General features: G+C 69.8%; 22 protein-coding genes. 10 read left to right on the top strand and 12 right to left on the bottom strand.

What is annotated here, in order from left to right; genetic code table 11:
* Positions 1-68 precede the first annotated feature (68 nt).
* The gene (locus tag AB0M63_RS41185; RefSeq protein WP_366022981.1) at positions 69-830 is read right to left on the bottom strand and encodes a phosphotransferase; all 762 of its coding nucleotides are present in this window, start codon (positions 828-830) and stop codon (positions 69-71) included.
* A 25-nt stretch (positions 831-855) separates the two neighbouring features.
* Between AB0M63_RS41185 and AB0M63_RS41180 the strand changes: the two genes are divergently transcribed.
* A complete protein-coding gene (locus AB0M63_RS41180; protein WP_366022980.1) occupies positions 856-1,395 on the top strand; it encodes a hypothetical protein in 540 nt (179 codons plus the stop codon).
* Positions 1,396-1,592: 197 nt separating this feature from the next.
* Here AB0M63_RS41180 and AB0M63_RS41175 read toward each other — a convergent pair whose 3' ends face one another.
* The gene (locus AB0M63_RS41175) at positions 1,593-3,047 is read right to left on the bottom strand and encodes an APC family permease (RefSeq protein WP_366022979.1); all 1,455 of its coding nucleotides are present in this window, start codon (positions 3,045-3,047) and stop codon (positions 1,593-1,595) included.
* Positions 3,048-3,213: 166 nt separating this feature from the next.
* On the opposite strand from AB0M63_RS41175, the gene AB0M63_RS41170 reads away from it, so the two are divergent.
* Together AB0M63_RS41170 and AB0M63_RS41165 are read left to right on the top strand one after the other, a co-directional pair.
* A complete protein-coding gene (locus AB0M63_RS41170; RefSeq protein ID WP_366022978.1) occupies positions 3,214-4,398 on the top strand; it encodes an ROK family protein in 1,185 nt (394 codons plus the stop codon).
* A gap of 102 nt (positions 4,399-4,500) precedes the next feature.
* Complete coding sequence (locus tag AB0M63_RS41165) at positions 4,501-7,251, top strand: exo-beta-D-glucosaminidase (protein ID WP_366023070.1); 2,751 nt, start codon at positions 4,501-4,503, stop codon at positions 7,249-7,251.
* Here the strand turns inward: AB0M63_RS41165 and AB0M63_RS41160 are convergent.
* Positions 7,238-8,665, bottom strand: a complete 1,428-nt coding sequence (locus tag AB0M63_RS41160; RefSeq protein WP_366022977.1) for a hydrolase — start codon at positions 8,663-8,665, stop codon at positions 7,238-7,240. The genes AB0M63_RS41165 and AB0M63_RS41160 overlap by 14 nt on opposite strands.
* 231 nt (positions 8,666-8,896) lie before the next feature.
* Between AB0M63_RS41160 and AB0M63_RS41155 the strand changes: the two genes are divergently transcribed.
* Positions 8,897-9,160: a GlsB/YeaQ/YmgE family stress response membrane protein gene (locus AB0M63_RS41155; protein WP_355902626.1), complete on the top strand. Its 264-nt coding sequence runs from the start codon at positions 8,897-8,899 to the stop codon at positions 9,158-9,160.
* 101 nt (positions 9,161-9,261) lie between these two features.
* The gene (locus tag AB0M63_RS41150) at positions 9,262-10,143 is read left to right on the top strand and encodes a GNAT family N-acetyltransferase (protein ID WP_366022976.1); all 882 of its coding nucleotides are present in this window, start codon (positions 9,262-9,264) and stop codon (positions 10,141-10,143) included.
* A gap of 16 nt (positions 10,144-10,159) precedes the next feature.
* On the opposite strand, the gene AB0M63_RS41145 is transcribed toward AB0M63_RS41150, so the two are convergent.
* Complete coding sequence (locus tag AB0M63_RS41145) at positions 10,160-11,089, bottom strand: NAD(P)-dependent oxidoreductase (RefSeq protein ID WP_366022975.1); 930 nt, start codon at positions 11,087-11,089, stop codon at positions 10,160-10,162.
* A gap of 57 nt (positions 11,090-11,146) precedes the next feature.
* Complete coding sequence (locus AB0M63_RS41140) at positions 11,147-11,923, bottom strand: GNAT family N-acetyltransferase (protein ID WP_366022974.1); 777 nt, start codon at positions 11,921-11,923, stop codon at positions 11,147-11,149.
* A gap of 337 nt (positions 11,924-12,260) precedes the next feature.
* Here AB0M63_RS41140 and AB0M63_RS41135 point away from each other — a divergent pair, with 337 nt between their 5' ends.
* The gene (locus AB0M63_RS41135) at positions 12,261-12,779 is read left to right on the top strand and encodes a GNAT family protein (RefSeq protein WP_366022973.1); all 519 of its coding nucleotides are present in this window, start codon (positions 12,261-12,263) and stop codon (positions 12,777-12,779) included.
* 77 nt (positions 12,780-12,856) lie between these two features.
* Here the strand turns inward: AB0M63_RS41135 and AB0M63_RS41130 are convergent, their stop codons facing one another.
* Complete coding sequence (locus AB0M63_RS41130; protein ID WP_366022972.1) at positions 12,857-13,543, bottom strand: chaplin; 687 nt, start codon at positions 13,541-13,543, stop codon at positions 12,857-12,859.
* A gap of 316 nt (positions 13,544-13,859) precedes the next feature.
* On the opposite strand from AB0M63_RS41130, the gene AB0M63_RS41125 reads away from it, so the two are divergent.
* Positions 13,860-15,449, top strand: coding sequence for an alpha/beta hydrolase (locus AB0M63_RS41125; protein WP_366022971.1), 1,590 nt, complete (start codon positions 13,860-13,862; stop codon positions 15,447-15,449).
* On the opposite strand, the gene asnB is transcribed toward AB0M63_RS41125, so the two are convergent.
* The 3 genes from asnB to AB0M63_RS41110 form a co-directional block, all read right to left on the bottom strand.
* Positions 15,438-17,279, bottom strand: coding sequence for an asparagine synthase (glutamine-hydrolyzing) (gene asnB / locus AB0M63_RS41120; RefSeq protein WP_366022970.1), 1,842 nt, complete (start codon positions 17,277-17,279; stop codon positions 15,438-15,440). The two genes, AB0M63_RS41125 and asnB, sit on opposite strands and share 12 nt — an antisense overlap.
* 289 nt (positions 17,280-17,568) lie before the next feature.
* Entirely contained in the window at positions 17,569-18,831 is a 1,263-nt protein-coding gene (locus AB0M63_RS41115; protein ID WP_366022969.1) for an arginine deiminase, read from the bottom strand.
* Positions 18,832-18,861: 30 nt separating this feature from the next.
* Positions 18,862-20,292, bottom strand: a complete 1,431-nt coding sequence (locus AB0M63_RS41110) for a basic amino acid/polyamine antiporter (protein ID WP_366022968.1) — start codon at positions 20,290-20,292, stop codon at positions 18,862-18,864.
* 87 nt (positions 20,293-20,379) lie between these two features.
* Here AB0M63_RS41110 and AB0M63_RS41105 point away from each other — a divergent pair, with 87 nt between their 5' ends.
* Both AB0M63_RS41105 and AB0M63_RS41100 read left to right on the top strand, forming a co-directional pair.
* Entirely contained in the window at positions 20,380-21,480 is a 1,101-nt protein-coding gene (locus AB0M63_RS41105; protein WP_366022967.1) for a chemotaxis protein, read from the top strand.
* Positions 21,481-21,559: 79 nt separating this feature from the next.
* A complete protein-coding gene (locus AB0M63_RS41100) occupies positions 21,560-22,585 on the top strand; it encodes a Gfo/Idh/MocA family oxidoreductase (RefSeq protein ID WP_366022966.1) in 1,026 nt (341 codons plus the stop codon).
* Here the strand turns inward: AB0M63_RS41100 and AB0M63_RS41095 are convergent.
* The 3 genes from AB0M63_RS41095 to AB0M63_RS41085 all read right to left on the bottom strand — a co-directional run bounded on the left by AB0M63_RS41095 (position 22,575) and on the right by AB0M63_RS41085 (position 23,922).
* Positions 22,575-22,748: a hypothetical protein gene (locus AB0M63_RS41095; protein WP_366023069.1), complete on the bottom strand. Its 174-nt coding sequence runs from the start codon at positions 22,746-22,748 to the stop codon at positions 22,575-22,577. The two genes, AB0M63_RS41100 and AB0M63_RS41095, sit on opposite strands and share 11 nt — an antisense overlap.
* A 228-nt stretch (positions 22,749-22,976) precedes the next feature.
* Positions 22,977-23,480, bottom strand: a complete 504-nt coding sequence (locus tag AB0M63_RS41090) for an alkaline phosphatase family protein (protein WP_366022965.1) — start codon at positions 23,478-23,480, stop codon at positions 22,977-22,979.
* Between the two features lie 28 nt (positions 23,481-23,508).
* Complete coding sequence (locus AB0M63_RS41085) at positions 23,509-23,922, bottom strand: SsgA family sporulation/cell division regulator (RefSeq protein ID WP_355902652.1); 414 nt, start codon at positions 23,920-23,922, stop codon at positions 23,509-23,511.
* Positions 23,923-24,328: 406 nt separating this feature from the next.
* On the opposite strand from AB0M63_RS41085, the gene AB0M63_RS41080 reads away from it, so the two are divergent.
* Positions 24,329-24,598: a hypothetical protein gene (locus AB0M63_RS41080; protein ID WP_366022964.1), complete on the top strand. Its 270-nt coding sequence runs from the start codon at positions 24,329-24,331 to the stop codon at positions 24,596-24,598.
* The last annotated feature ends 299 nt before the right edge of the window (positions 24,599-24,897 follow it).

Genomic DNA, 24,897 nt, shown 5'->3' with positions numbered 1-24,897 from the left:
GCAGGCAATTACTTGCATGTCAAGGCGCGCCGTGCCGTCCGCCGTGCGCTCGGATCGGCTACGGCCCCTCAGCCCAGCAGGGCGCCCAGTTCACGCCGGTGCGCGACCACCCAGTCGTACGCGTCCCGGATCTCGTCCACGACGCCATTCGCCCGCAGGCCGGCCATGCCTCGTTCGCCGCGCTCGGCACCGGCCTCGATACCCCGCCAACAGCGGTCCTGCCACCACAGGACGGTGTCGAGGAGCCGACCGGTGTCGTCGAGTCCGTACGCCTCGCAGATCAGCGCGATCCGGCGGGCGGCCTCGGTCACGTCGTTGATGCCCGGGCCGAGGTCCAGGTACTGCCAGCAGACATGAGCGACGTCGTGGACGCGCTCGCCCGGAGCGGCGAGGTCCCAGTCGACGAAGGCGACGGGGCGCCAGGTCGCGTCGTAGACCGTGTTCTTGGGCGCCAGGTCGTTGTGGCACACGACGTCCTGGTCGCCGGCCTCCGGTGTGCCGTGTGTCAGGTCGTGGAAGGCGCGGACGAGACGCGCGACGCGCACCAGACCGTCGTCGGTGCGGGCGGCCGACCGCTCCTCGGGACTGACGGCCGCCCGGCCCTCGATGTACCGGAACACCTCCCGCCCCTGCTCGTCCGTGCCTAGGAAACACGGCGCACCCGCCCAGCCCCGCCGCGCGAACAGCGCGAGCAGTCCGGTGACATGGCGCGACCGTTCGGAGGACGTACGGCGTACGGTCTCCCCGACCCGTACGACCATGTTGACCGCCCCTCCGCCGAGCGCCGACTCCTCCACGTGCCCCACCTCCCCGAATTCGTTCGACCGCACGAGTATCGCTTGGCACGCTGCTCGTATGGATCACGCGGAGGCACTGCTCATCGGGGGACGCGCCGGGGTCGGGAAGACGACCGTGGGCTGGGAGGTGTCGGCGCGGCTGCGCGCGGCCCAGGTCGCCCACGCGGTGATCGACGGCGACTTCATGGGGCAGGTGCATCCGGCGCCGGACGGCGATCCGCACCGTGCGGCGATCGGCGAGGCCAACCTGACGGCCGTGTGGGGGAATTACGCGGCGCTGGGCCATCGACGGCTCGTGTACACGAACACGATGAGCGTGCTCGGGGAAGCGGCGGGGCAGTTCCGTCGGGCGATGGGCGCGGACGTGCGGATCGTACGGGTACTGCTGACCGCGTCCGACATCACCGCCTCGAAGCGGCTCAACGGGCGGGAGATCGGCAGTGAGTTGGAGCGGGAGATGGCCAACAGCGCTCGTAAAGCACGGTTGTTGGACGAGCGGGCACCTGCGGACACTGTGCGGGTGGTGACCGACGGGCGCTCGGTGGTGGACATCGCGGGTGAGGTGCTGGCGGCGACGGGGTGGGTGAACGGCTGTTAGGCGCCTGCTGGTTCCGGGTCCGCGAAGTCCCGGCTGCCTCGGGACGCCACGCAAGGGTGCGGGGGCGATGCCCCCACTCACCACAGCCGGCGCAAACCCAGTGCCTCCAGCACGAGGGCCTGCACCCGGCGCGGCGAGAACTCGCGCCCGACACCGAGCAACCGCCCTCCCCTAGCCCGGCAATGGCCCAACACCCCCTACGCGCCCGCCGGTTCCGGATCCGCCGCCGTCTCCGTGAGGTACTCCTCAGTGATCTCCTTGGGGCCGAACGGCCACACCTTCTCCAGGCGGGCCCAGACGACGAACGCGACGCAGCCCAGGGCGAGCCAGGCCAGGGACCACTCGATGGGGTGGCGGCCCGGGGAGTTCTTGTCGGCGTAGCCGTAGATCACGCACCAGCCGACGAAGGCGACGATGCTCGGCACGGGGTAGAGCCACATGCGGTAGGGGCGGCGCAGGGTCGGCTGGCGTTTGCGGAGGACCGTCAGGGCGATGATCTGGGCCAGGGCCTGGACGATGACCATGACCGTGGTCAGGAGCTGGATCAGGGTGGCGAGGTCGGTGTGGCGGCCGATGAGGAAGCCGATCGCCGTGATCACGCCCATGGTGGCCAGACCCAGCATCGGGAAGCGGTGCCTGGGGTGGAGCTTGGCGTAGGGGCGGAAGAAGACGCGTTCGCGGGCCGCGTCGTAGGGGACCCGGGAGCCGCCGAGGAGGCCGGTGAAGACCGAGGCGAAGGCGGTGATCAGGATCAGCACGGTGACCGTGTCGGCGGCGGTCTTGCCCCAGGTCTTCTCCAGGACCGCGGAGGCCACCGAGGTGGAGGCGATGTCGTTCGCGTGTGTCATCCGGTGCCAGTCGATGACGCCGAGGGTGCCGATCTGGAGCATCAGGTAGATGGCCATGATGCCGACGATGGAGAACAGGATGGAGCGGGGCAGCGTACGGCCGGGGTCCTTGATCTCGGCGCCCATGTAGGCGGTGGTGTTGTAGCCGAGGTAGTCGTAGATGCCGATGGTCAGGCCGCCCGCGAAGCCGAGCCAGAAGTGGTCGCTGCCCAGGTCGAAGGCGTGCGCCGGGTAGGTGAAGGCGAGGTGGCCGCTGAAGTGGGTGGCGGCGGCCAGGATCACCAGGAACACGGAGGCGATCATCACGGTCCACATGACGGCGGTGATGCGGGCGATGTTCTCGATGCCGCGCCAGAGGAGGAGGATCACCAGGGCGATCACTCCCAGGCCGATGAGGTCGCCGGAGGTCTTGCCCAGGTCCGGTGCCAGATAGCCGAGATACTGCACGAAGCCGACCACGCCGGTCGACATGATCAGCGGGATGAAGAGCATCGCCGTCCAGACGAACAGGAACGGCATCAGCCGGCCGGTGCGGTACTGGAAGGCCTGGCGCAGATAGACGTAGCTGCCGCCGGAGCCGGGCATCGCGGCGCCCAGTTCGGCCCACACGAGTCCGTCGGCCAGTGCGAGGATCGCGCCCGCGACGAAGCCGATCACCGCCTGCGGGCCGCCGAACGCGGCGACCATCAGCGGGATCGTGACGAACGGGCCGATGCCGCACATCTGGCTCATGTTGATGGCGGTGGCCTGGAAGAGGCCGACGCGGCGGACGAACCCGCCGTCTGGGGGCGGACTACCGGACATGGGGGCTCCTGAGGGTGTGCGTGGCTCGGGGGGCGGGAGAAGGGGTGCGGCGTGCGGGCCGGTATCCGGTGGCTGGCTCTGGTCGACCATGGCCGACTGGGCGATAAAGTTAAGGAGCCTTACTAGACTCGTCAAGAGGGTGTCCCCGATGCGTGAGAATGGTGCGATGCCCGCCAGCGACGCCGTAGAGCTGCAGGAACAGCCCTGGAGCCGGCAGCGGCTGCGGAGCGCGAACGAGCGGCTGCTGCTCGACCGGCTGCGCACCGCCGGTGCCGCCTCGCGCGCCCAACTCGCCCGCGAGACCGGCCTGTCGAAGCCCACGGTCTCCAGCGCGCTGGCCGCCCTGGCGGAGGCGGGGCTCGTTCACGAGGTCGGCACACAGGCCCCCGAGCGCGGCCGGACCGCCGTGCTCTACGCCCCCGACCCGTCCGCCGGGTACGCGCTCGGCATCGACGTCGGGCGGAGTTGGCTGCGGGTCGCGGTCGCCAATCTGGACGGCGAGGTGGTGGCCCGGGCGGACGTCCGCAACCGGGCCCGCAGTTCGGGCGCGATGGCCGAGCTGGTGGTCGCCACCGCGCACCAGGTCGTCGCCAACTCCGAGGTCGAACCGGCCGCGGTGGTGCACGCGGTGGTCGGTACGCCGGGTGTGTACGACGAGCAGCGGCGGCGGGTGCGGTTCGCGATGCATCTGCCGGGGTGGGGGCGGGCCGGGCTGTTCGACCGGATGCGGGAGGAGCTGGGCATCCCGCTGGAGGTGCACAACGACGCCAATCTCGCGGCGCTCGGCGAGTACACGTACGGCGTCGGCGCGGGCAGCCGGCTGTTCGCCTACATCATGATCGGCACCGGCCTCGGCATGGGTGTGGTCAGCGAGGGGCGGCTGTTCACGGGGGCGCACGGCGGGGCCGGGGAGATCGGGTTCCTGCCGTGGCCCGGACAGCAGAAGCCGGAGACGCTGGAGGACGCCGTGTCCGGGGTGGCGGTCGTCGAGGCGGCCCGCATGTTCGGCATGAGCGGACAGCAGCTCACCGCGAAGGCCGTGTTCGACGCGGCCCGGCAGGGAAATCCCGCCGCCGCCAAGGCCGTTGAGCTGGAGGGCGAGCGGATCGCGCACACGGTGGCGGCGGCAGCGGCCGTGCTCGATCCGGACCTGGTGGTCCTGGGCGGCGGCGTCGGACACAGCGTCGATCTGCTGCTGCGCCCGGTCCGGGAGAACCTTCGCGCGCTCACTCCGCTCCGGCCGAAGATCGTGCCGAGCGCGCTCGGCGAGGACGCGGTCCTGCTGGGCGCGGTGGCCACCGCGCTGGGCACGGCGCGGGACCTGGTCTTCGAGCGGCACTCGGCGTCCTGAACAACTCGCCCAAGCGCAACGGTGATTGACAGGCCTCACCGGGCGCCCTACCTTCGGACACGGTTAGTAAAGCTTCCTAACTTGACGAGGCTGGAGACCGCCGTGTTCCACCGCCCCGCCGTCCCCCCACTTCTCAGGAGCCGTCTCACCACGGCCGCGGTAGCCCTCGGCCTGCTGGGTTCCCTCACCACCGGCGCGTGGGCGGGGGCGCGGGAGCCGTCCCCGCCTCCCGCGCCGGCCCAGGTGACCACCGTGGGCTCGACCGCCGGAAGTGCGACCCCGCTGTCCGGCTACACGATCCAGTCGTCCGCCAAGGTCACCGACTCCCCCGCGACCGTCTCCTCCCCCGGCTACCGGACCACCGGCTGGCACCCGGCCGGCGCGCGCTCCACGGTCCTCGCGGCCCTGATCGCCGACGGCGTCCACCCGGACCCCTTCTACTCCACCAACCAGCGGAAGATCCCGAAGGCCGACTTCCAGGTGCCGTGGTGGTACCGGAGCGACTTCACGGTCGCCGACCGCACGCAACGCACGTACCTCGACTTCAGCGGGGTGATCTCGGCGGCCGACGTCTACGTCGACGGCAAGCAGGTCGCCAAGGCCGCCGACGTCAACGGCGCCTACACACACCACGAGTTGGACATCACCTCACTCGTCCGCTCGGGCACCAACACGGTCGCGTTCCGCATCCGCCCGAACGACCCGAACAAGAACCTCACCATGGGCTGGATCGACTGGATCCAGCCGCCCTCCGACCAGAACATGGGCATCGTCCGTGACGTCCTCGTCCGACGCGGCGGCCCGGTCGCGCTGCGCGACGCACATGTGGTCACCAAACTGGCCGTCCCCTCGCTCGCCACCGCCGACCTGACGGTCAAGGCACAGGCGCGCAACGACTCCAGTGCGCCCGTCACTGCACAGGTCAGGGGCAGCGTCGCCGGCAGGGTCTTCGAGAAGACCGTCTCCCTCGCCGCCCACGAGACGCGGACCGTCGCCTTCGGTCTTCGTCTCGACTCCCCGAAGGTGTGGTGGCCCGCGGGCATGGGCGGGCAACCGCTCTACGACCTCGGCCTCACCGCCTCCGTGAACGGCGCCCTGTCCGACACGGCGCACGAGAGCTTCGGCATCCGCGACGTCCAGGCCCCGCTGAACCCCTCCGGCGACCGCCAGTACCGGATCAACGGCCGCAAGTTGCTGATCAAGGGCGGCGGTTGGTCGCCCGACGAGTTCCTGCGCTGGGACCGGACCTATGTCGAGGACCGCCTCAAGTACGCCCTCGACCTGGGCCTGAACACCATCCGGCTGGAAGGGCACATCGAGCCGGACGAGTTCTTCGACCTGGCCGACCGCTACGGCATCCTGACCCTCCCCGGTTGGGAGTGCTGCGACAAGTGGGAGGGGCAGGTCAACGGCGACGAGACCGGCGACAAGTGGACCGCCGCCGACTATCCGGTCGCCAAGGCGTCGATGGCCGCCGAGGCCGCCCGGCTGCGCGACCACCCGAGCGTGATCTCCTTCCTCATCGGCAGCGACTTCGCCCCCGACGCGACGATCGAGAAGACCTACCTGGGCGCCTTGAAGGCCGCCGACTGGAATCTCCCGGTGGTCGCGGCGGCATCCGACAACTCCTCGCCGATCAGCGGCGGTTCGGGCATGAAGATGACCGGCCCGTACGACTGGATCCCACCCAACTACTGGTACGCCAAACGCGAGGGCGGGGCCACCGGCTTCAACTCCGAGACCAGCGCGGGCCCCGACATCCCCACCCTCGACACCCTGCGCCGGCTGATGACCCCGGCCGAACTGGCCACCCTCTGGAAAGACCCCGCGGCCAAGCAGTACCACCGCTCCCCGTCGCCGGTCTTCAACACCCTCAGGCTCTACGACAACGCCCTCACCGGCCGCTACGGCCCACCGACGAGCCTGCCCGACTACGTGCGCAAGGCCCAGCTCGCGCAGTACGAGAACGTACGCGCCCAGTTCGAGGCGTACGAGCGGAACGCCACCGACGCCTCGAAGCCCTCGACCGGGGTCGTCTACTGGATGTTCAACAGCGGCTGGACCTCGCTGCACTGGCAGTTGATGGACCGTTACCTCGACCAGGGCGGCGCCTACTTCGGCGCGAAGAAGGCGAACGAGCCGCTGCACATCCAGTACTCGTACGACAACCGCTCGGTCGTCGTGGTGAACAACCGGAACGGGTCGGCAGGCCGACTCACCACGCGGGCAACACTGTTCAACACCGACGGGACACAGAAGTACGACAGGACGGTGGCCGGAGTGAAGGTCTCCGGCGGTGGCGCCCACACCACCGCGCTCACCCTGCCCGCATCGGTGAACGGGCTGTCGAAGACGTACCTGGTACGGCTGACGCTCACCGACGCGTCCGGGAAGGAGGTGAGCCGGAACGTGTACTGGCTCTCCACCGAACCCGACACCCTCGACTGGGCGCACACCGACTGGTACTACACGCCGACGACGAGCTACGCCGACCTCAAGGGACTCAACTCGATGGCCCAGGTACCCGTTTCGACGACGGCGTCGACCGACACGGACGCGCACGGCACCTCGACCACGACTGTCACGGTGCGCAACTCGGGGGCGGGGAAGACGCCTTCGCTTCTCACCGATGTCCATCTCGTGGACTCGGCGGGCAAGCCGGTGCTGCCGGTGAAGTGGTCCGACAACGAAGTGAGCCTGTGGCCCGGGGAGTCGAGGATGCTGACGGTGACCTACCGGACGGCCGATCTGCACGGATCGGTGCCACGGGTGCGGGTCTCCGGCTGGAACACACCGGAGCGGACGGTCCCGGCGGGCTCGCCGGGACCGTCCGGTCGGCTCAGCTCACGTTGAGCGCGGTGTCGTCGACGACGAAGGACGTCTGGAGGGTCGACCCCTCGACGCCGCTGAACTTGATGGTGGCCGTGGTGCCGGCCAGGGAGGAGACGTCGAAGGACTTCAGGACGTATCCGGAGGCCGCGTTGAGGTTCGAGTACGTGGCCAGGGTGGTGGATCCGGCGGTGACCGTCAGCTTGTCGTAGGCGGTGCTGGTGGTGGTCTCCGCGGTGTCCACGTGCAGATAGAAGCTGAGCGTCGCGGAGCAGCCGGACGGGATGGTCACCGACTGGGAGAGCGTGTCGGTGTGGGCCGCTCCGTAGCCGTCGAGCCAGGCCTTGTAGGAGCCGGTGCGGGCGGCCTCGCTGCTGGAGTTGGTGATGACGCCACTGCTGCCGGTCCAGGTGGTGTTGCCGGACTCGAAGCCGGGGTTGCCGAGGAGCTGGGCCGCGGTGCAGGTGCCGCCACCACCCCCGCCACCGCCGCTGCTGTCGCTCGCGCCGGCCAGCCACTCGGTGGCGTTGAGGGCGAGGGGGGCGTTGGTGGCGCCGGTGTCGTTCCAGCCGTCGTAGAGCGTGTTGCCGGACTGGCCGGTGCCGTCGTCGACCGGTGAGGTGTCGCCCCAGAAGGCGACGCGGCCGCTGCCGAAGGTGCTGGTGGCGAAGAAGGCGCCGGTGTTGCCGGAGTAACCGCTGCGGTAGAGCAGGCCCTTGACCGAGGAGTTGTCGGCGGGCTTCAGGGTGGCCGTGGTGCCGTCGGCTATCAGGCTCTTGGTGACTGTGCCGAAGGAGCCGTGCAGGACCGGGTCGGTGCTGTCGCTGATCGCGGCCGGGTAGCCGGAGCTGACGTCGAGGGTGTCGATGGAGAAGCCGAACGGGTCGGTCGAGTCGACGCTGTTGTTCGTCATCAGGTCGTTGAAGATCTCGACCGCGTCGTAGCCGTCGCTGTTGCGGTCGGCGCCGGTGTGGTCGGAGATCATGAACAGGCCGCCGCCGGCCTTCACGAAGTTCATGATGGCGGTCTTCTCGGCCGTCGTGAACAGCGTGTTGGGCTCCGGCAGGACCAGCGTGTCGAAGTTCGACAGGTCGGTCGTCGACGAACCGCCGTACGTCAGCGCGCTGGTGGCGGTCTTCATGCTGTAGTTGCCGGTCTTCTGCAGGGCGACGCCCCACGACGACAGCGCCCCGGTCCAGTCCGTCTCCGAGGACGGCGAGGAGTCCTGGGAGAGCGGGTCGGGCTTGCTGGTGGAGATGATCCAGTCCGCGTTGCCCGCCTCCTCGGCGTGGCCGTCGTCGAACAGGACCCGGTGCGTGGTGGCCGCGTGCGCGGGCGTGGCCGTGGTGGTGACCTGGAGAGCGCCTCCCGTGACGAGAAGCCCCAGGCCGGCGAGGGCGGTGGTGAGTCTGCGGCGGGATCTTCTTGATCCAAGCATCCGGCGAACCTCCGTGAGGGGATGGGGAAAGCTGCGGTGCGGGCGCCTGATCTGCGCGCGTAGAACGGTAGTTGAGGAGTTCTACACGCGTTGAACGATTGAAAGGTACATGGCATGAAGGGGCGGTGAACAGAAAGTCGCGGCAATAACAGGCAACAAAACACGGGCGGAGTGGCTCGGCGTCCAGCGGGCACAAGGTGAGAGCGGGGATATCGACAAAGAGGGGCGGAGATGGAGATCTCGGGCATCATCAGTGCCATCATCATCGGCATCATCATTGGCGTGCTGGGACGGCTCGTCGTCCCCGGGCGCCAGCACATCGGCGTCATCCTGACGATCGTCGTCGGCATCGTCGCCGCTCTCATCGGCGCGGCGATCGCCTCGGGTCTGGGTGTCGCCGACACCAAGGGCGTCGACTGGATCGAGTGGCTCATCCAGATCGGCCTGGCGGCGGTCGGCATTGCCGCGCTGGACCGGACGAGGGTGCGCCGCTGAGGGGTGCGCGGGAATTGTGTTGCGGGTGAGAACGGGCGGCGGCTAGCTTCTGCGGGCCCGCCGCCCGCTCCCCCGCTTCCCGCACCCCTGACGGAGAACCCTTGTCGCCACGTGTCATTCCGCTCGTCGATCCGGAGTCCGGCCCGTCGAGCCGTCGTCTCCTCTGGCTGGCCCAGGACGCCGACGGCGTACCTGTCGGGTCGGCTTCGCTGCGCCTGTTCCTCAAGGAGGGGCAGGCGCATCTGGCTGAACTGGAGATCGCGGTCCACGGCGCCGAGCGCCGACAGGGCGTCGGGACACGGTTGTTGGCGGCCGCCGTCGCGACGGCCCGTGCGGAGGGCCGGCGTTCGATCGTCGCTCAGGCCCAACAGGGTTCACCCGCCGACGAGTTCCTGCCGGCCCGCGGTTTCCGTCCGGTGCTGGCGCTGACGTACGCCCGGCTGTCGTTGGCCGACGCGGATCTCGCGGCGATCGGCGAACAGGCCGAACATCCGCATTCCGGTTACGAGTTGACGCGGTGGGACGGAACGGTCCCGGACGAACTCGCCCTCTCCTACGCTCGGGCGCGCACCGCGATGGACGACATGCCGATGGAGGGCACGGACTACGGCACCGTCGTCTGGGATGTGGAGCGGCTGGTCGCGGCGGCCGAGGCGGTCGCACGGCGCGGGGAACTGCTGCACACCGTCGCCGCCGTGAACACGGCCGACGGCCAGGTCGTCGGATTCTCCGAACTGGTCGTGCCGGGCGACGGACTCGGCGACGCCCAGCACTACGGTACGGCCGTACTGCCCGCGCATCGTGGCCGCGGTCTCGCCCGCTGGATGAAGGCGGCCTCGATCCGACGCGCCCACGAACTCCACCCGCTGCTGGCCGGGTTGCTCACGGACACGGCGGACGGCAACGCGCCCATGCGCGCGGTGAATGACGCGCTCGGGTATGCGCCGACCCATCGTGCGGTGGAGTACCAACTCGATCTGTAGGCGACCCGCGTACTGGTCACCGGGCGGCGCGCAGCGCGGCGAGGCCCTCACGGCTGGACGGGTACACGGGGGTCCAGCTCAGCTCCCGTTCGGCCTTCACGCTCGACACCCGTTGGCTGCTGGTCATCATCGTGTGCGCGTACCCCATCGGCCGGACCGCCCACAGCGGCAGCGCGATCGGCTTCGGCAGCCCGAACTCCCCCGCCACGCACAGGACATGGGCGCGGAAGCCGAGCGGGGTGCGATCGGTGACGTTGTACGCCTGGCCGGGGTGCCCGTGTTCGACGGCGGCGGCCACCGCGCGGGCCGCGTCGGTGAGTTCGATCCAGGGCAGGACCCGGCCGTGATCGTCGGGGGCGGGGAGTTGGCGCTTGCGCAGCATGGGGAGGATGGCGTCGGTGCCACCAGGGCCGTAGAAGAGGCCGAAGCGGAGTGCGATGCCCTCCAGGTCCGGTGCCTCGAAGGTGAGTTGCTCCTTGGTGCGCATGCCCTCGATGTGCTTCTCCAGCTCCGGTGTCGTGCCGCGCGGGCCGAAGAGGTCGTCCTCGGTGAGGGGGCGGGTGCCGAAGTCCCCGTAGCCGTAGCCGAAGACCATCGACTCGGTGATGAACCGGCGGGCGCCGGTGGACCGGGCGGCCTCGACGAGGTGGGCGGTGCCCTCGATGCGCAGGGCGTTGGTGGCGTACATGTCGCGGTGGCGCAGGGGCGCCTTGCGCAGGGCGGTCGCGGCGTGGACGACGGTGTCGAAGTGGTGTCCGTCGATCGCGCGGAGCCGCGCGTCCCGGTCCATGAGGTCGGCGCGGATGCCGTTGCCGGGCCCTCGGCCGAGGCCGGTGACCTGGTGGCCGGCATCGGTGAGGGCCCTGGTGATGTGACCGCCGAGGACGCCGCTCGCGCCGGCGAGGAGGATGCTCCGGCCGCTGTTCTCGCTCTGGTTCGTCGTCATACCGATGCGACGGACGGGGTCGGCGCGGATGTGACATCACCCGTCCGACCTGCAGCTTTACGGCTCGTACAGGTACGGGGTGGTCGTGGTGAGCGGGGCGAGGCCGAGGCGTTCGAGGATGGGGCGGCTCTGGTCTGAGGCGTCGACCTGGACGTAGCGGTGGCCACGGTCCGCGGCGATACGGGCACGGTGGGCGACCAGGGCGCGGTAGATGCCGCGGCCCCGCCAGCCCTCGACCGTGCCGCCGCCCCACAGGCCGGCGAACTGGGTGCCGGGGACGAGTTCCATCCTCGCCGCGCTCACCGGTTCGTCACCGGCGAGGGCGACGACGGCGACGACCGTGTCCGGGTCGGCGGCGAGCTGGTCGAGCAGACGGGCCCGCAGCCGGGAGCTGTCGGTGCCGAATGCCTTTTCGTGGACGTCCGCCACGAGGTCCACGCCGACGCGGTCGGTGGCGGCCAACAGGCGGATGCCGTCCGGCAGTTGAGGGTCGATGTTGAGGGCGGCGAGCTCGCCGACCATCAGGGTCTCCTGCGGCTCGGGCGTGAACCCTGCCGCCGTCAGCCGCTGCCCGAGATCCGACGGCAGGTCGTGGCCGTAGAGCTTCCACTCGAAGGCGCGGCCGAGCCCGGTGAAGTACGCGATCTGCTCGGCGATCGCCGCGTCGGCGCCCGTGTCGTCCAGATCCGACCACAGGACCCCGTTCCAGCCGTGCTCACCGGCGACCTGGCGCACCACTCCCCCGGCTCGCTCGACACACGCCCCGGGACCGTCGGGTCGGGCGCCTTCGCGCAGGTCGCGGTCGTGGAGGGCGAGTACCTCGGCGTGATCCATGGGGCCACTTCACCATCCGTGGACACGCCCGGCAACGGGATTAGGTGCCGTCGGCCGGGGGGCGGATCGGCTTGTTACTCGCGTCCAAAAGGTGCCCGCTTGGAGCGGCGCCACCCTGTCTGCTTCTGGTCCGCCTTCTGGTGGGTCAATCCCCCGGACCGCCCGGCGGTCCGGTCATCCAGGCCGTGGAGGGACCTGGCGACCCGGGCGGGCGAGCACAGCCGGCTGCTGTCCGCGTTCCGGAAGGCGGCCCACGCACTCCTCCGGGCACCGCAGGACGAGACGGACGAACTGCCGCACGGTTCCTATGAGTTGGCATCCCCTACCCTTGTTCCGTATGAGCTCGGAGACCATCTCACTGCGACCGGTGGACGAGGGCGGCCTGGCCGTGATGGAGCGCTTCCTCAGCGACCCGGAGGCCGCGTCGGAGTTCCAGTGGTACGGCTGGAGCGATGCCCGGCGCTGGCGACGGCAGTGGTCGGAGGACCGTCTGCTCGGTGCGGACAGGTCGTATCTGATGGTGGTCCTGGGCGAGGAGCGGGTGGGGTTCGTCGCCTGGCGGAAGGTCACGCCGACCCCGACGTGCCACTACTGGAACATGGGGATCACCCTGCTGCCCGAGGCCCGCGGAAAGGGCATAGGGACCGAGGCGCAACGGCAGTTGGTGCGCTATCTGTTCGCCCACACCTTGGTGATGCGCGTCGAGGCGGACACGGAGGTGGAGAACCTCGCCGAGCAACGGGCCCTGGAGAAGGCCGGGTTCACCCGCGAGGGCGTCCTGCGGAGTGTCGCGTACCGGGACGGGCGTTGGCGGGACGGGGTCCGGTACAGCATCCTGCGCGGCGAGCCCATCTGACCCACTGGCGCCGGACGGCGGAGGCCCCACCGGTCAGGTACCCGGTGGGGCCTTCCGTCCTGGCGCGGGTGCTGGGGTCAGCGTCCTGCCCTGGGGCGGAAGCGCCGGTACAGGGCGGCGCCACCCAGGAGGAGGGCCGCACTCGTGGCGGCGGCCGGGAGGATGTCGTCGGCGCCCGTGTGGGCGAGCGATGCCTCGGCGGCGGGTGATGTGTGGTGCGGCTCCATCTGCGCTCCCGGTTCTGGTGCCGGGTGCGGCTTCGACGGCGCGGGCGGCTCGGGGGTCGGCCGCGGGGGGTGGTGGCGGGGGTGGTCGCCCGAGGTGTTTCCGGACTGGTTGCCCACACTCGGGTTGCCGACGCCGACCACGTTCACGGAATTGCCGCTGACGTTCACCGGCAGATGGATCGGGAGCTGCACACCATTGCTGGAGAGCACACCCGGAGAATCCTTTCCGTCGCCCTGCGCGGCGGCACCGCCGGACGGCCCGTCGGGGTTCTCCCCACCCCGGCCCTTCTTCGCGCCGCCTTCATTGGCGCACCTGTTGCCCGCCGCGGGATTGAGGAGCCCCACCACGTTCACGGTGTTCCCGCACACGTTCACCGGAACGTGCACAGGGAGTTGGACGGTGTTGCCGGAGATCACCCCGGGCGAACCGGCCGCGGTGCCGTCCGCCACGGAATCGGCGAACGCCGGCCCAGCCACTGCCATCGCACCGGATGCGGCGGCGAAGGCGATCACACCGTTTCGGGTAACCCGTTTCATAGGTTCCCTGCCTTCCAGAGATGTAGCGGGCACACACCCGCACCGGATAAAACGCGGGCGCACCATCCGAGTTATGGCTTATCGGCCTTTCACTCCATCGAGCGTCAGGGTTATCGAACTACTCGTAACAACCGTCTCGTGACGGCCGACGAGAGATCGAAATGCATTAGCGGCATTAGTCGGACAACCGCTTAGACCTATTGAAGGCGCGCAGAATACGGCACCTCTCTCCGTTCCGCCCGCCGGGAGGCGGCGCCCGCGAGGCCCGCTTATCGTGATCGAAGGCGCTGGTCACGGCGCGTTCTTGGAGGCATTGATGCTGGCCAAGCTGTCATCGCGGCCCGCGTTCCGGCGCCGCGCGTTCACCGGGGTCCTCGCACTGGCACTGCTCGGTGCGGGGCTGCCCGCGGTCGCGCTGGCCGGCGATCGGCCGCAGCCCGACCTGTCGCGGTTCTATCGGCAGAAGGTGAAGTGGACCGCGTGCAAGGACATGGACGCGCCCAAGGATCTGCGGTGCGGGAAGGTCACCGTCCCGCTGGACTACGCCAGGCCCGGCGCCGCGACGCTCGATCTCGCGCTGGCCCGTTATCGGGCGACCGGGAAGTCGCGGGGCTCCGTGCTGCTGAACTTCGGCGGTCCCGGCGGCGCCGGAGTCAGTGAACTCGCCTCGGGCGGCAAGGAGTTCATGGATCTGACGAACGGCTACGACGTCGTCACCTTCGATCCGCGCGGCGTCGGCCAGTCCTCGCCCGTCAGTTGTGGCGCGGGCGCCGACCAGGGCTCGGCCGCGACGGACGAGGAACCGGCGGACATCGACAGCGCTGATCCGAAGGTCGTCCTCAAGCGGTTGCGGAAGGCCGCCGAGACCTGCGCCAAGTACTCCGGACCGGTGCTCCCCCACATAGGCACGGTCAACGCCTCCCGGGACCTGGACGTGATGCGCCAGGCCCTCGGCGACAAGAAGCTCAACTACCTCGGTTTCTCCTACGGCACCCGGCTCGGGGCGGTGTACGCGGCCCAATTCCCCAAGAAGGTGGGCCGGTTGGTGCTCGACGGGGTCGACACCCTCACCGAACCGCTCTCCGAGCAGGGTGTCGCGGGTGCCGAGGGGCAGCAGACCGCACTGGAGGACTTCCTCACCTGGTGTGTGCAGGACATCGCCTGCCCGTTCGGGACGGACGCGCGCTCGGCGCCGGACCGGGTCGTACAGCTCGTGCGCTCGCTCGACCAGGAACCGGTGCAGTCGGACTTCGGCGACCCGTTCTCCGGCCAGGACCTGGTGGGCTCCATCAGCCAGGCGCTGTACAGCCGGCAGTTGTGGCCGACGCTGGAGCGGGCCATCGCCGCGCTGGTCGAGGACGGTGACACGCGCGCCATCATGGCGTTCTCCTCCGGCGGCACCGGCCTGCCCCGGCTCGGCGGGGGCGGCGGGCTCGTCGACGCGCAGGACGTCCCGCTCGACAACCTCCCGGCCGCGCTGATGGCCATCAACTGTGCCGACGACCCCGACCGCCCCACCGCCGAGCAGATCACCAGGAACCTCGGCCGGCTGCGCGCCGAGTACGAAGAGGCGTCTCCGGTCTTCGGCCGCTACCGGCTCACCGAGGTGCTGATGTGCTACGGCCGTCCCAAGGGCACCGACTACATCCGCGACTACGTCAAGGACGTGGACACGTCGAAGATGCTGCTCGTCGGAACCCGGGGCGACCCGGCGACGCCGTACCGCTGGACCGTGGAGACGGCCCAGCGGCTCGGTTCGTCGGCTGTGGTGCTCGACAACAAGGGTGAGGGCCACACCGGTTACGCGTCGTCCAAGTGCGTGCACACCAAGGTGAACGACTTCCTGCTGTACGGCTCGCTGCCGCCCAGCGGGAGCTCGTGCGCGGCGGACAGGTCAGGCGACTGAGATCTCGGGTGTGTAGAGGTCCAGCCAGAGCGCCAGGTCGAGGGCGCGTTCCAGTCCGCGGCGGCCCGCCTGGGTGCTGATGGGCGCGTCGCGGTGGGCGGTCCGCCGGAGCTTCTCGCGGTCGACGAGGTCGAAGACCGGGTGCGAGGGACGGGCGAGGAGATCCTTGGCGTGGTCCTGGAGGGCGACCGCGTACTTGGGATCCTGGGTGGACGGGTACGGGCTCTTGACCCGGTCGTACACGGACTTCGGGAGGACGTCCGCGGTGGCCTCCCTGAGCAGCGTCTTCTCCCGGCCGTCGAAGGACTTGAGGGACCAGGGCGTGTTGTAGACGTACTCGACGAGCCGGTGGTCGCAGAACGGGACCCGGACCTCCAGGCCCACGGCCATGCTCGCGCGGTCCTTGCGGTCGAGCAGGATGCGGACGAACCGGGTGAGATGGAGGTGGCAGATGCGCCGCATGCGGTACTCGAAGTCGCTCTCGCCGTCGAGGCGTTGGACGCCGGCGACGGCATCACGGTAGCCGTCCGCGAGATACGACTCGGTGTCCAGGGCCTTGGTCAGGTCGGTGCGCAGTACGTCGGAGTCGTCCCCGAAGTCCCGGCCGAAGCGCACCAGCCAGGGGAAGGTGTCCGCGCGCCGGGCCTCCTCGTCGAAGAACTGCTGGTAGCCGCCGAAGACCTCGTCGGCGGACTCGCCGGACAGGGCGACCGTGGACTGGTCGCGGATGGCGCGGAACAACAGGTACAGCGAGGAGTCCATGTCGCCGAAACCCAGGGGGAGATCGCGCGCCCGGAGCATTTTCGCCCGCACGTCGGGATCGGCGAGGGTCTGCGCGTCGAGCATGATGTCCTGGTGGTCGGTGTCCGAGGCGCGGGCCACGTCGTGGACGTACGGCGTGTCGGGGGTGCCGCGCAGTTGGTCGGCGACGAAGTTCTCGCTCTGGCCGACGAAGTCGACGGCGAAACTGCGCACCTTCTCTCCGTGTTCGGCGAGTTGGCGGGCGGCGATCGCGGTCATGGCGGAGGAGTCCAGGCCTCCGGAGAGCAGGGTGCAGCGGGGTACGTCTGCGACGAGCTGGCGGCGCACGATGTCGTCGAGGAGGCTTCGGACGGTGGCGACACTCGTGTCCCGGTCGTCGGTGTGGGGGCGGGTCTCCAACTGCCAGTAGACGCGGCGGCGCAGGCCGGAGCGGTCGACGGTGACGACGGTGCCGGGCTCGATCTCGGACATGCCGTCCCAGATGGCGTGTCCGGGTGTCTTGATCATGGTGAAGAGTTCCCGCAGGCCGTCCAGGGTGACCCTGGCGCGGGCGAGCGGGTTGGCGAGGATCGCCTTCGGCTCGGAGCCGAAGAGAACGCCGTCGGGCGTCGGGTGGTAGTAGAAGGGCTTGATGCCCATACGGTCGCGGATCATGACGAGTTGGTCGCGGCGGCCGTCCCAGATCGCGAAGGCGTACATGCCGTTGAGGCGTTCGGCGACCGCGTCGCCCCATTCGAGGTAGCCGCGCAGGACGACCTCGGTGTCGGACTCGGTGGTGAACCGGTGTCCCCGGTCGGCGAGTTGGCGGCGCAGCTCGGTGAAGTTGTAGGTCTCCCCCGAGTAGACGAGCGCCACCGTGCCGTTCGCCGTCTCGGCGGTCATCGGCTGGCGGCCGCCGGGCAGGTCGATGATCGCGAGCCGGCAGTGCCCGAGGGCCGCCGGACCTTGGGCCCAGACGCCTCGGTCGTCCGGGCCGCGACAGGCCATCGTCTCGGTCATCGCATCCAATGTCGCTGCCTCGGTACGCAGTTCACGGTCGAAGGAGACCCAGCCGGTGATGCCACACATGCGTTACCTCCTGCGTCCGGTCCATCGAGAACAGGTCGCCTACCTGCGTCTTCCCTCGCGGGTGACCTGGACCCCGGCGAACCAGTTGTATCGAGCACCTATATGACGAGCGTGTGCCCCCGCACGGGGCCGGTCAACACAGCCGTAACCTGAATGCCCGTCACACCCACGCACTTTCGGCCGCGTTGTGCGCCCCCGGGGTCCCTGGACCGGCGCTCGACCGGGCGGAGCTCGTCAGGAATCGGCCAAGGGCAAAGAGTTGCCCAACATCCGGGCTCTGAAGGGAACTTCAGAACTCCACCGGGTCCCGCACGATCGGGCAGGTCATGCAGTGCCCGCCACCGCGTCCGCGCCCGAGTTCGGCGCCGACGATGGTGATGACCTCGACGCCGGCCTTGCGCAGCAGGGTGTTGGTCTGGGTGTTGCGGTCGTAGGTGAAGACCACGCCCGGTTCCAGCGCGACCGCGTTGTTGCCGCTGTCCCACTGCTGGCGTTCGGAGGCGTAGACGTCACCGCCCGTCTCCACGGTCCGCAGTCCGGGCAGGCCGAGCGCCTTGGCGACGACGTCGGTGAAGGGGGTCGTGCCCTCGTCGACGATGTCGATGCCGGGGCCCTTGTCGCCGGGGCGCAGGGAGAAGGTGTGGACGGCGTCCATGATGGTCGGGTACAGGGTCACCAGGTCGCGGTCGGCGAAGGTGAAGACGGTGTCGAGGTGCATCGCGGAGCGCAGCTTCGGCATACCGGCGACGACCACGTGCTCGGCGGCTCCCAGGTCGAAGAGCGCCTTGGCGACCTGGGTAATGGCCTGGCGCGAGGTGCGCTCGCTCATGCCCATGAGGACCACGCCGTTGCCGACCGGCATGATGTCGCCGCCCTCGAACGTGGCCTGTCCCCAGTCGAGTTCGGGGTCGCCCCACCAGACGACCGAGCCCGCGAAGTCCGGGTGGAAGGTGTAGATCGCCTTCATCAGGAGGGTCTCGTCGTGCCGGGCGGGCCAGTAGAGGGGGTTGAGGGTGAGGCCGCCGTAGAGCCAGCAGGTCGTGTCGCGGGTGTAGAGGGTGTTGGGCAGCGGTGGCATCAGGTATTCGCGGACGCCGGTCGACTCGCGGGCGAGGGCGATGTGGTCGGTGCGGAAGTCGTCCGGGAGGTCGGTGGTGGCGAGGCCGCCGATCAAATACTTGGCCAGTTCGGCGGGTTCGAGGCTGTCCAGATAGGCGCGGGTCGCGTCGATGAGGCCGAGTCCGACCTCGTTGGCGACAATCTTCCGGTCCAGGAGCCAGTCCTTGGCGGCGGGGATCGTCATGGTCTGGGCGAGCAGTTCGTGCAACTCGACGACGTCGACGCCGCGTTCGCGGAGTCTGTTGACGAAGTCGGCGTGGTCGCGCTGGGCGTTCTCGACCCACATCACGTCGTCGAAGAGCAGGTCGTCGGAGTTGGTCGGGGTGAGCCTGCGGTGGGCCAGACCCGGGGCGCAGACCAGTACCTTGCGCAGTCTGCCGACCTCGGAATGAACGCCGTACTCATGTCGGTTCACGCTGTCCTGGCTGGTCACGATGCACCTTTCCGGGGGACGGGGGCGAGGTCAGAGGCTGATCCAGCCCAGCGTCAGGGCGATGATCCCGACGACGGCGCCCGCGATCGAGACGGCGAGGATCACGAGTTCGGGGGCCGAGAAGAGCGCGCGTCCCTGTTCCCGGCGGGCCTTGACGAACAGGAAGGTGGCGGGCGCGTAGATGATGAGCGAGACGAGGAGGTACTTGAACCCGGCCGCGTAGATGAGGAACGCGGTGTAGATCGTGGCCAGCACGGCGACCGCCAACTCGCCGCGGCCGCCCCGGGTTTCGGCGAGTGCGATCCGTACGGCGAAGCCGGCCGCGAGCAGGAACGGGATCAGGGTAAGTGAACTGGTGAGGTCCAGCGCGAAGTTGAAGGCGTCGTCGGAGAAGTAGGTGACGACCAGGACGACTTGGCTCAGCAGTGTGGTCATCACCAGCGCGGGCACGGGTACGTCGGCCGCCGTGGACTTCTTCAGGAAGCGCGGCATGTCGTCGTCCTTGGCGGCGACGAACAGCACCTCTGCGGCCATCAGCGTCCAGGCGAGATAGGCGCCCAGCACGGAGACGATCAGCCCTACGCTGACGAAGACCTGCCCCCAGGTACCCACCGCGTGCTCCAGCACACCCGCCATGGACGGCTGCCGCAGTTCGGCGATCTCGCCCATCGGCATCAGGCCGTACGACACGATCGTCACCGACGCGAAGACGGCGAAGACGCTGAGGAAGCCGAGGACGGTAGCGCGCCCGACGTCCTCGCGGCGCCGTGCGTGCCGGGAGTAGACGCTGGCGCCCTCGACACCCAGGAACACGAAGACGGTGGCCAGCATGGTGCCCTTGACCTGCTGGAACAGGGAGCCCGCGTAGTCGGCGCCGCCGAAGTTCTCCGCGAAGACATGGGGCTTGAGGTAGAAGAGCGCGAGGACGACGAAGACCAGGATCGGCACTACCTTGGCGACGGTGACGATCCGGTTGATGGCCGCCGCCTCCTTCACCCCGCGGCTGATCAGCAGGAAGAACAACCACAGCCCGACCGAGGAGAGGACCACCGCGAGGACCGTGTCGCCCTCGCCGAGCGCGGGTGCGATCGTGCCGATCGTCGACATGATCAGCACCCAGTACGTCACGTTGCCGACGCAGGCGCTGGCCCAGTAGCCGAACGCGGCGAAGAAGCCGAGGTACTCGCCGAACCCGGCCTTGGCATAGGCGTAGACACCGGCGTCCAGATCGGGTCTGCGGACAGCGAGGGTCTGGAAGACGAAGGCGAGCATCAGCATGCCCGTGCCGGCGACGGCCCAGGCGATCAGCGCGCCGGCCACACCCGTCTCCTGCGCGAACCGGCGCGGGAGCGAGAACACCCCGGCCCCGACCATGGAGCCGACGACCATGGTGGTCAACGTCGGCAGGCTCAGCTTGGCGGCCGTGGTCCGGGGCTCGGTGGTGGTGGCGGCTTGCGTCACCCGAGGGACGTTAGCAACCAATTGTCCCCATTGCCTGGTGGGCTTCCCCCATATGCCCCATCCGCGAATCGGCCCTATCGTGCTGTTATGGAGCACGCACTGAGTCCCGCCACCCTCACCGATCTGCGGCGCCCGCGCCCCTACCCCGCGGTCTCCGTGCTCACGCCGACGCATCGTCGCGAGCCCGACAACGCCCAGGATCCGGTCCGGCTGCGCAATGTGCTGGCCGAGGCCAAGAAGCAGGTGGAGGCCGATCCCGCGGTTCCGCGGGAACGGCGCATCGATGTCGTCCGGCAGCTCGACCAGGCCCTCGCCGAGGTCGATCTGGCGCACGCCGAGGACGGTCTGGTGATCTTCGCCGCGCCGGGTGAGCACCAGGTGTGGTCCCTCGCCAGGCCGGTGCCCGAACGTGTGGTGCTCTCCGACACGTTCCTCACCCGCAATCTCGTCTCGGCACAGGCCTCCGAGCGGTCGTTCTGGGTGCTGTCGGTCTCCGCCGACCGCATAACGCTGTGGAACGGCGGGGTCGACCGGGTCACCGAGGAGCGCATCGGCGGCTTCCCGCTGACCCGCGACACTCGGGACAACTTCGACGCCGAGCGGCAGGAGCGGATCGGCGACCTGCCGAGCACCTTCCGCCACGAGGACACCCGCCACTTCCTGCGTGAGGCCGATACCGCGATGGGCAGGATCCTGCGCGAGCACCGGCGCCCGCTCTACATCACCGGCGACCAGGCGGCGCTGTCCGCACTGGCCGAGGTCGGCGGCGCCACCAACGGCGCGGTGCACGTCCCGCGCGGCGGCCTCGCGCACGGCACGCCCGACGCCGTGTGGCAGGCCGTACGGCCGCTGGTCGACGCCGAGGCGCGCAAGAGCACCGTCACGGTGACCCGGGAGCTCGAATCTGCGCGCGGGCGCAAGGAGTTCGCGGCCGGCGTCGACGAGGTCTGGCAGAACGCCCGGGAGGGCCGGGTCCGGCTGCTGGCCGTCGAGGAGAACTACCGCGTCACGGTCCGCGACGACCACGGCGACCATCTGGTCCCGGCCGACAGCGACGACCTGGACGCCCGCGAGGACATCGTGGACGAGATCGTCGAGCAGTGCCTGGAGACCGGCGCCGACGTCCGCTTCGTCCCCGACGGCGCCCTGAACGACGCGGACGGTATCGCGGGCGTGCTGCGCTACTGATCAGCGCCTTCCCCCTGAGACCGCCCCTCCTCTCCGGCGTACGCTACGGCGTGATCGTCGACGTAGAGGGAGAGCACACGTGGGTGACCTGCTGGGCGTGGCCGTGCTGGGTGCGGGGCACATGGGAGCCGACCACATACGACGGCTCGACCAGGTGGTGAGCGGTGCCCGGGTCGCCGCGGTGGCCGATCCGGACACGGATCGCGCCAAGGAGGCGGTGGCCGGTCTGGACGCGGTCACGGTGCACGAGGACGCCGTGGCCGCGCTCGACGCCCCCGGGGTGGAGGCGGTGCTCATCGCCTCACCGGGTCCCGCGCACGAGGAGGCACTTCTCGCCGCCTTCGCCCGCGGGCTGCCGGTGCTGTGCGAGAAGCCCATGGTGCCCGACTCCACAGGAGCGCTCCGCGTGGTGGAGGCCGAGGTGAGGCTCGGGCGACGGCTGGCGCAGGTCGGGTTCATGCGGCGCTACGACGCGGAGTACCAGCGGCTCAAGTCCCTGCTGGACGGCGGGCAGTTGGGGCGCCCGCTGATGCTGCACTGCACCCACCGCAATGTGTCCTCGCCGCCCTACTTCACCTCCGCGATGCTCATCGACAGCTCGGTCTCGCACGAGATCGACGCGGCCCGCTGGCTGCTCGGCCAGGAGCTGACCGCGGTGACCGTGCTCAGCCCGCGCTCGTCGGCGAACGCCCCGGAGGGTCTGCTCGACCCGCAACTCGTGCTCTTCGAGACCGACGGCGGCGCCCTGGTCGACGTCGAGGTGTTCGTCAACTCCGGCTTCGGCTACCAGGTGCGCTGCGAGGCCGTGTGCGAGGCGGGCAGCGCCCGGATCGGCGAGGACCGCACGATGGCCGTCACCACCTGGGGCAGTGTGCAGGAGGACGTGCCGCTCGACTATCTCGTGCGGTTCGCGGACGCCTACGACCGGGAGGTGCAGTCCTGGGTGGACGCCACCCGGCAGGGCCGTGTCACCGGCGCCAGCGTCTGGGACGGCTACGCGTCCTCCGCCGTCGCCGAGGCCGGGGTCCGGGCACTGGAGAGCGGCGGCCGGGTGACCGTCGAACTCGCCCCGCGCCCGGAGCTGTACACCGACTTCAGCCGCTGACACTCGCCGTGCCCGACTCCAGGTGTCCGGTGAACCGGCGCGGCCAGCTCGCGTCGGAGTCGACGGTGACCGTATAGGTCCAGGGCCCGTCGCCGCGGTAGTGGCTGGAGGTGATGATGAACTTCACTGACGCGGAGCCCGAGTTGGCCATCCTGAAGTAGATCGCGAGCTTGCCGGTGCCCGGTTCGACGGCTTGGGGCCGACCATGGAGAGGTCATACCTGCCGCTGCGAACCAGGCGAGGATCTTGCCGCTCGACCCGAACTCCAGGTGATCCAGGTACCCGTTGGGCTGGTACGGCAGCTCGCGGGCGGGCCGAGTGCCGGTCTCCTGGGCAGGCAGGGCGTTGTTCGTCGGCACCGGGTTGGGCAGCGGGCCGCAGGTGGAGAGGCCTATGACGCTGGTCGCCGTCCGTGCCCGCGGGCGGGGCGGGTGGTGGGACGTGGTCGAAGTAGCCGTCGATGCTCGGAGAAGGCCGGGTTGGGGACGACCCAGGAGACCTGCGGAAGGGTGCCGGCGACGACGTCGGCCTTGATGGCGGCGGCGATGTCGGAGTTGGCGAAGTTCGTGAAGTAGGCGCAGCCGTTGTCGCCGTGGTTGTCGGCCGCGTTCTGGTAGACCTTCCAGGTCACTCCGGCGTTCTTCAGCGACTCGGCGTAGGTCTGCCAGGTCGGGCCGGACTCGTCACCGCCGTCACAGCTGCAGGACTCGACCTTGCCGCTCCACAGATAGGTGCGGTTGGGGCCGGTCGCGCTGAGGGTGGAGGACAAGTAGGCGTCGCAGACGGTGTAGTTGTCGGCCGGCGCGTAGTGGACGGGTATGTCGGCGCGGTCGAGGTTGCCGAGCGAACGCACGCTGCCGACGCCCGAGACCCAGTTGTCGAGGCGGCCCTTCACGTCCGAGATCGTGCCGGTGGAGTTGAGCTCAGACGATTCCGAACAGGGCGCTCAGCCCCTGGTCGACGACCGCGTCCATGTCCTCCTGTCCGGTGGCCACCACGTCGTAGGTGCGCAGCAGGAAGCGGCGCAGTTCCGGGGTGTGGAAGTGGAGCAGGGCGAGCCCGAACGGTGAGTGGAACTCCAGCACCGTACGGGTTCCGCCACACGGCCACAGGTGCACGTCACCGCCGCCGGCCGGCCTGCGCAGCCCTTCCTCCAGCAGCGCCCGGCCGAAGGTCCAGGTGACGCCCTCGCCGTCGAGGGACACCTCGGGCGGGAAGTCGAGGTGTACGGCCAGCGGGTCCGACGCGAGGTACCGGAGCGTGGCGGACACGGGAAGCTCCGTGTCGTCGGCCGTGATCAGCCGGGCTCGGGTGGGCTGTTCGAGGGTGATGTCCATGGGCGGTCTCCCCTGCGGGCGTGAGGTCGGCCGGATTGCCGTGTGCCTGTACGACCACGCAGGTGCCCTGCGCATTACGCGGAACCGCGAATGAATTGATGTGACCTGCGTCACCCTGCCCTTGTGATGTGGGGCTGCTGGTGAATCTCGTTTGCGGTGGGGCGGGTGAGCCATGTGGGGTGACCACATGGATGGGGCCATGGAGCAGGGGCGACCGGCCATGTGGCGCAGGACGGCGGTCCTTGCGGCCCTGATGCCGGCGGCGAGACCGCTTTCCGCAGGCTGCGCTAGGCGCGGCTGTGGCTACGCAGGCGGTGGGCATGCTCGGGCTGTACGCGGCCGGTGGCGAACCGGTGGCGGCGGTCGCGTTCTGGTCCTCATGGGCGGCGCACTCGATCCCGTCTTCATGACCACCCAGCACGCGATGCTGCACTGTGCACCGAGCTGCACGGACATCGCGCTCGCGGCCAACTCCGGTTCCTGCAACGCCGCTATCGCCGCGGGTGCCGCACTCGGCGGACTCGTCCTGCCGCTCGCGGGGGCACAGAGCACGTTCCTCACCGGCGGCCTGGTGACGGTCGCGGCCTGCGTGGTGCTGCTCGGCGAGCGGGTTTCGCGGCGCGGCCCGACGCCCGCCGCAGGATGCCGTGTTGGAGACGCCGGTCCGGCCGGCTGAGGGGCGCAGCCTGGTGTGGGCTCCGCTCCAGGTGCCTCGGCGTCGAGGGCGACGGGGCGCGGGCGCGGCTGCCGGGCGGGGGACGTCCGCCACCGACGGGGCACTGGGCGCCGGGGCAGGTCGACCGGGCCCGCAGGCCAACCCCCCGCCCCCGCCCGGACTCGCAAGCCAACTCGCCCCTCCGCGAGGACCGTAGTAACGCGTCGACGGTGGCGGGGGCGCGGACAACGACCAGCCGCCCTCCAAGGCGCACACCAACCGCAGGCCTAAAACAATAGTCCCCATGGAAAAATCCAGTG

It is taken from the genome of Streptomyces sp. NPDC051576 (genome assembly GCF_040681835.1).
In the GTDB taxonomy this organism is placed as follows: Bacteria; Actinomycetota; Actinomycetes; order Streptomycetales; family Streptomycetaceae; genus Streptomyces.
This window is presented reverse-complemented; position numbering and strand designations above follow the sequence as displayed.

Bases quoted from the DNA above. Each gene is read 5' to 3' on its own strand.
- AB0M63_RS41135 (WP_366022973.1), top strand. From the start codon at position 12,261: ATGAGCTCGGAGACCATCTCACTGCGACCGGTGGACGAGGGCGGCCTG.
- AB0M63_RS41170 (WP_366022978.1), top strand. From the start codon at position 3,214: ATGCCCGCCAGCGACGCCGTAGAGCTGCAGGAACAGCCCTGGAGCCGG.
- AB0M63_RS41085 (WP_355902652.1), bottom strand. From the start codon at position 23,922: ATGGACATCACCCTCGAACAGCCCACCCGAGCCCGGCTGATCACGGCC.
- asnB (WP_366022970.1), bottom strand. From the start codon at position 17,279: ATGTGTGGCATCACCGGCTGGGTCTCCTTCGACCGTGAACTGCGTACC.
- AB0M63_RS41175 (WP_366022979.1), bottom strand. From the start codon at position 3,047: ATGTCCGGTAGTCCGCCCCCAGACGGCGGGTTCGTCCGCCGCGTCGGC.
- AB0M63_RS41130 (WP_366022972.1), bottom strand. From the start codon at position 13,543: ATGAAACGGGTTACCCGAAACGGTGTGATCGCCTTCGCCGCCGCATCC.
- AB0M63_RS41140 (WP_366022974.1), bottom strand. From the start codon at position 11,923: ATGGATCACGCCGAGGTACTCGCCCTCCACGACCGCGACCTGCGCGAA.
- AB0M63_RS41155 (WP_355902626.1), top strand. From the start codon at position 8,897: ATGGAGATCTCGGGCATCATCAGTGCCATCATCATCGGCATCATCATT.
- AB0M63_RS41080 (WP_366022964.1), top strand. From the start codon at position 24,329: ATGACCACCCAGCACGCGATGCTGCACTGTGCACCGAGCTGCACGGAC.
- AB0M63_RS41180 (WP_366022980.1), top strand. From the start codon at position 856: ATGGATCACGCGGAGGCACTGCTCATCGGGGGACGCGCCGGGGTCGGG.
- AB0M63_RS41145 (WP_366022975.1), bottom strand. From the start codon at position 11,089: ATGACGACGAACCAGAGCGAGAACAGCGGCCGGAGCATCCTCCTCGCC.
- AB0M63_RS41125 (WP_366022971.1), top strand. From the start codon at position 13,860: ATGCTGGCCAAGCTGTCATCGCGGCCCGCGTTCCGGCGCCGCGCGTTC.
- AB0M63_RS41105 (WP_366022967.1), top strand. From the start codon at position 20,380: ATGGAGCACGCACTGAGTCCCGCCACCCTCACCGATCTGCGGCGCCCG.
- AB0M63_RS41160 (WP_366022977.1), bottom strand. From the start codon at position 8,665: ATGCTTGGATCAAGAAGATCCCGCCGCAGACTCACCACCGCCCTCGCC.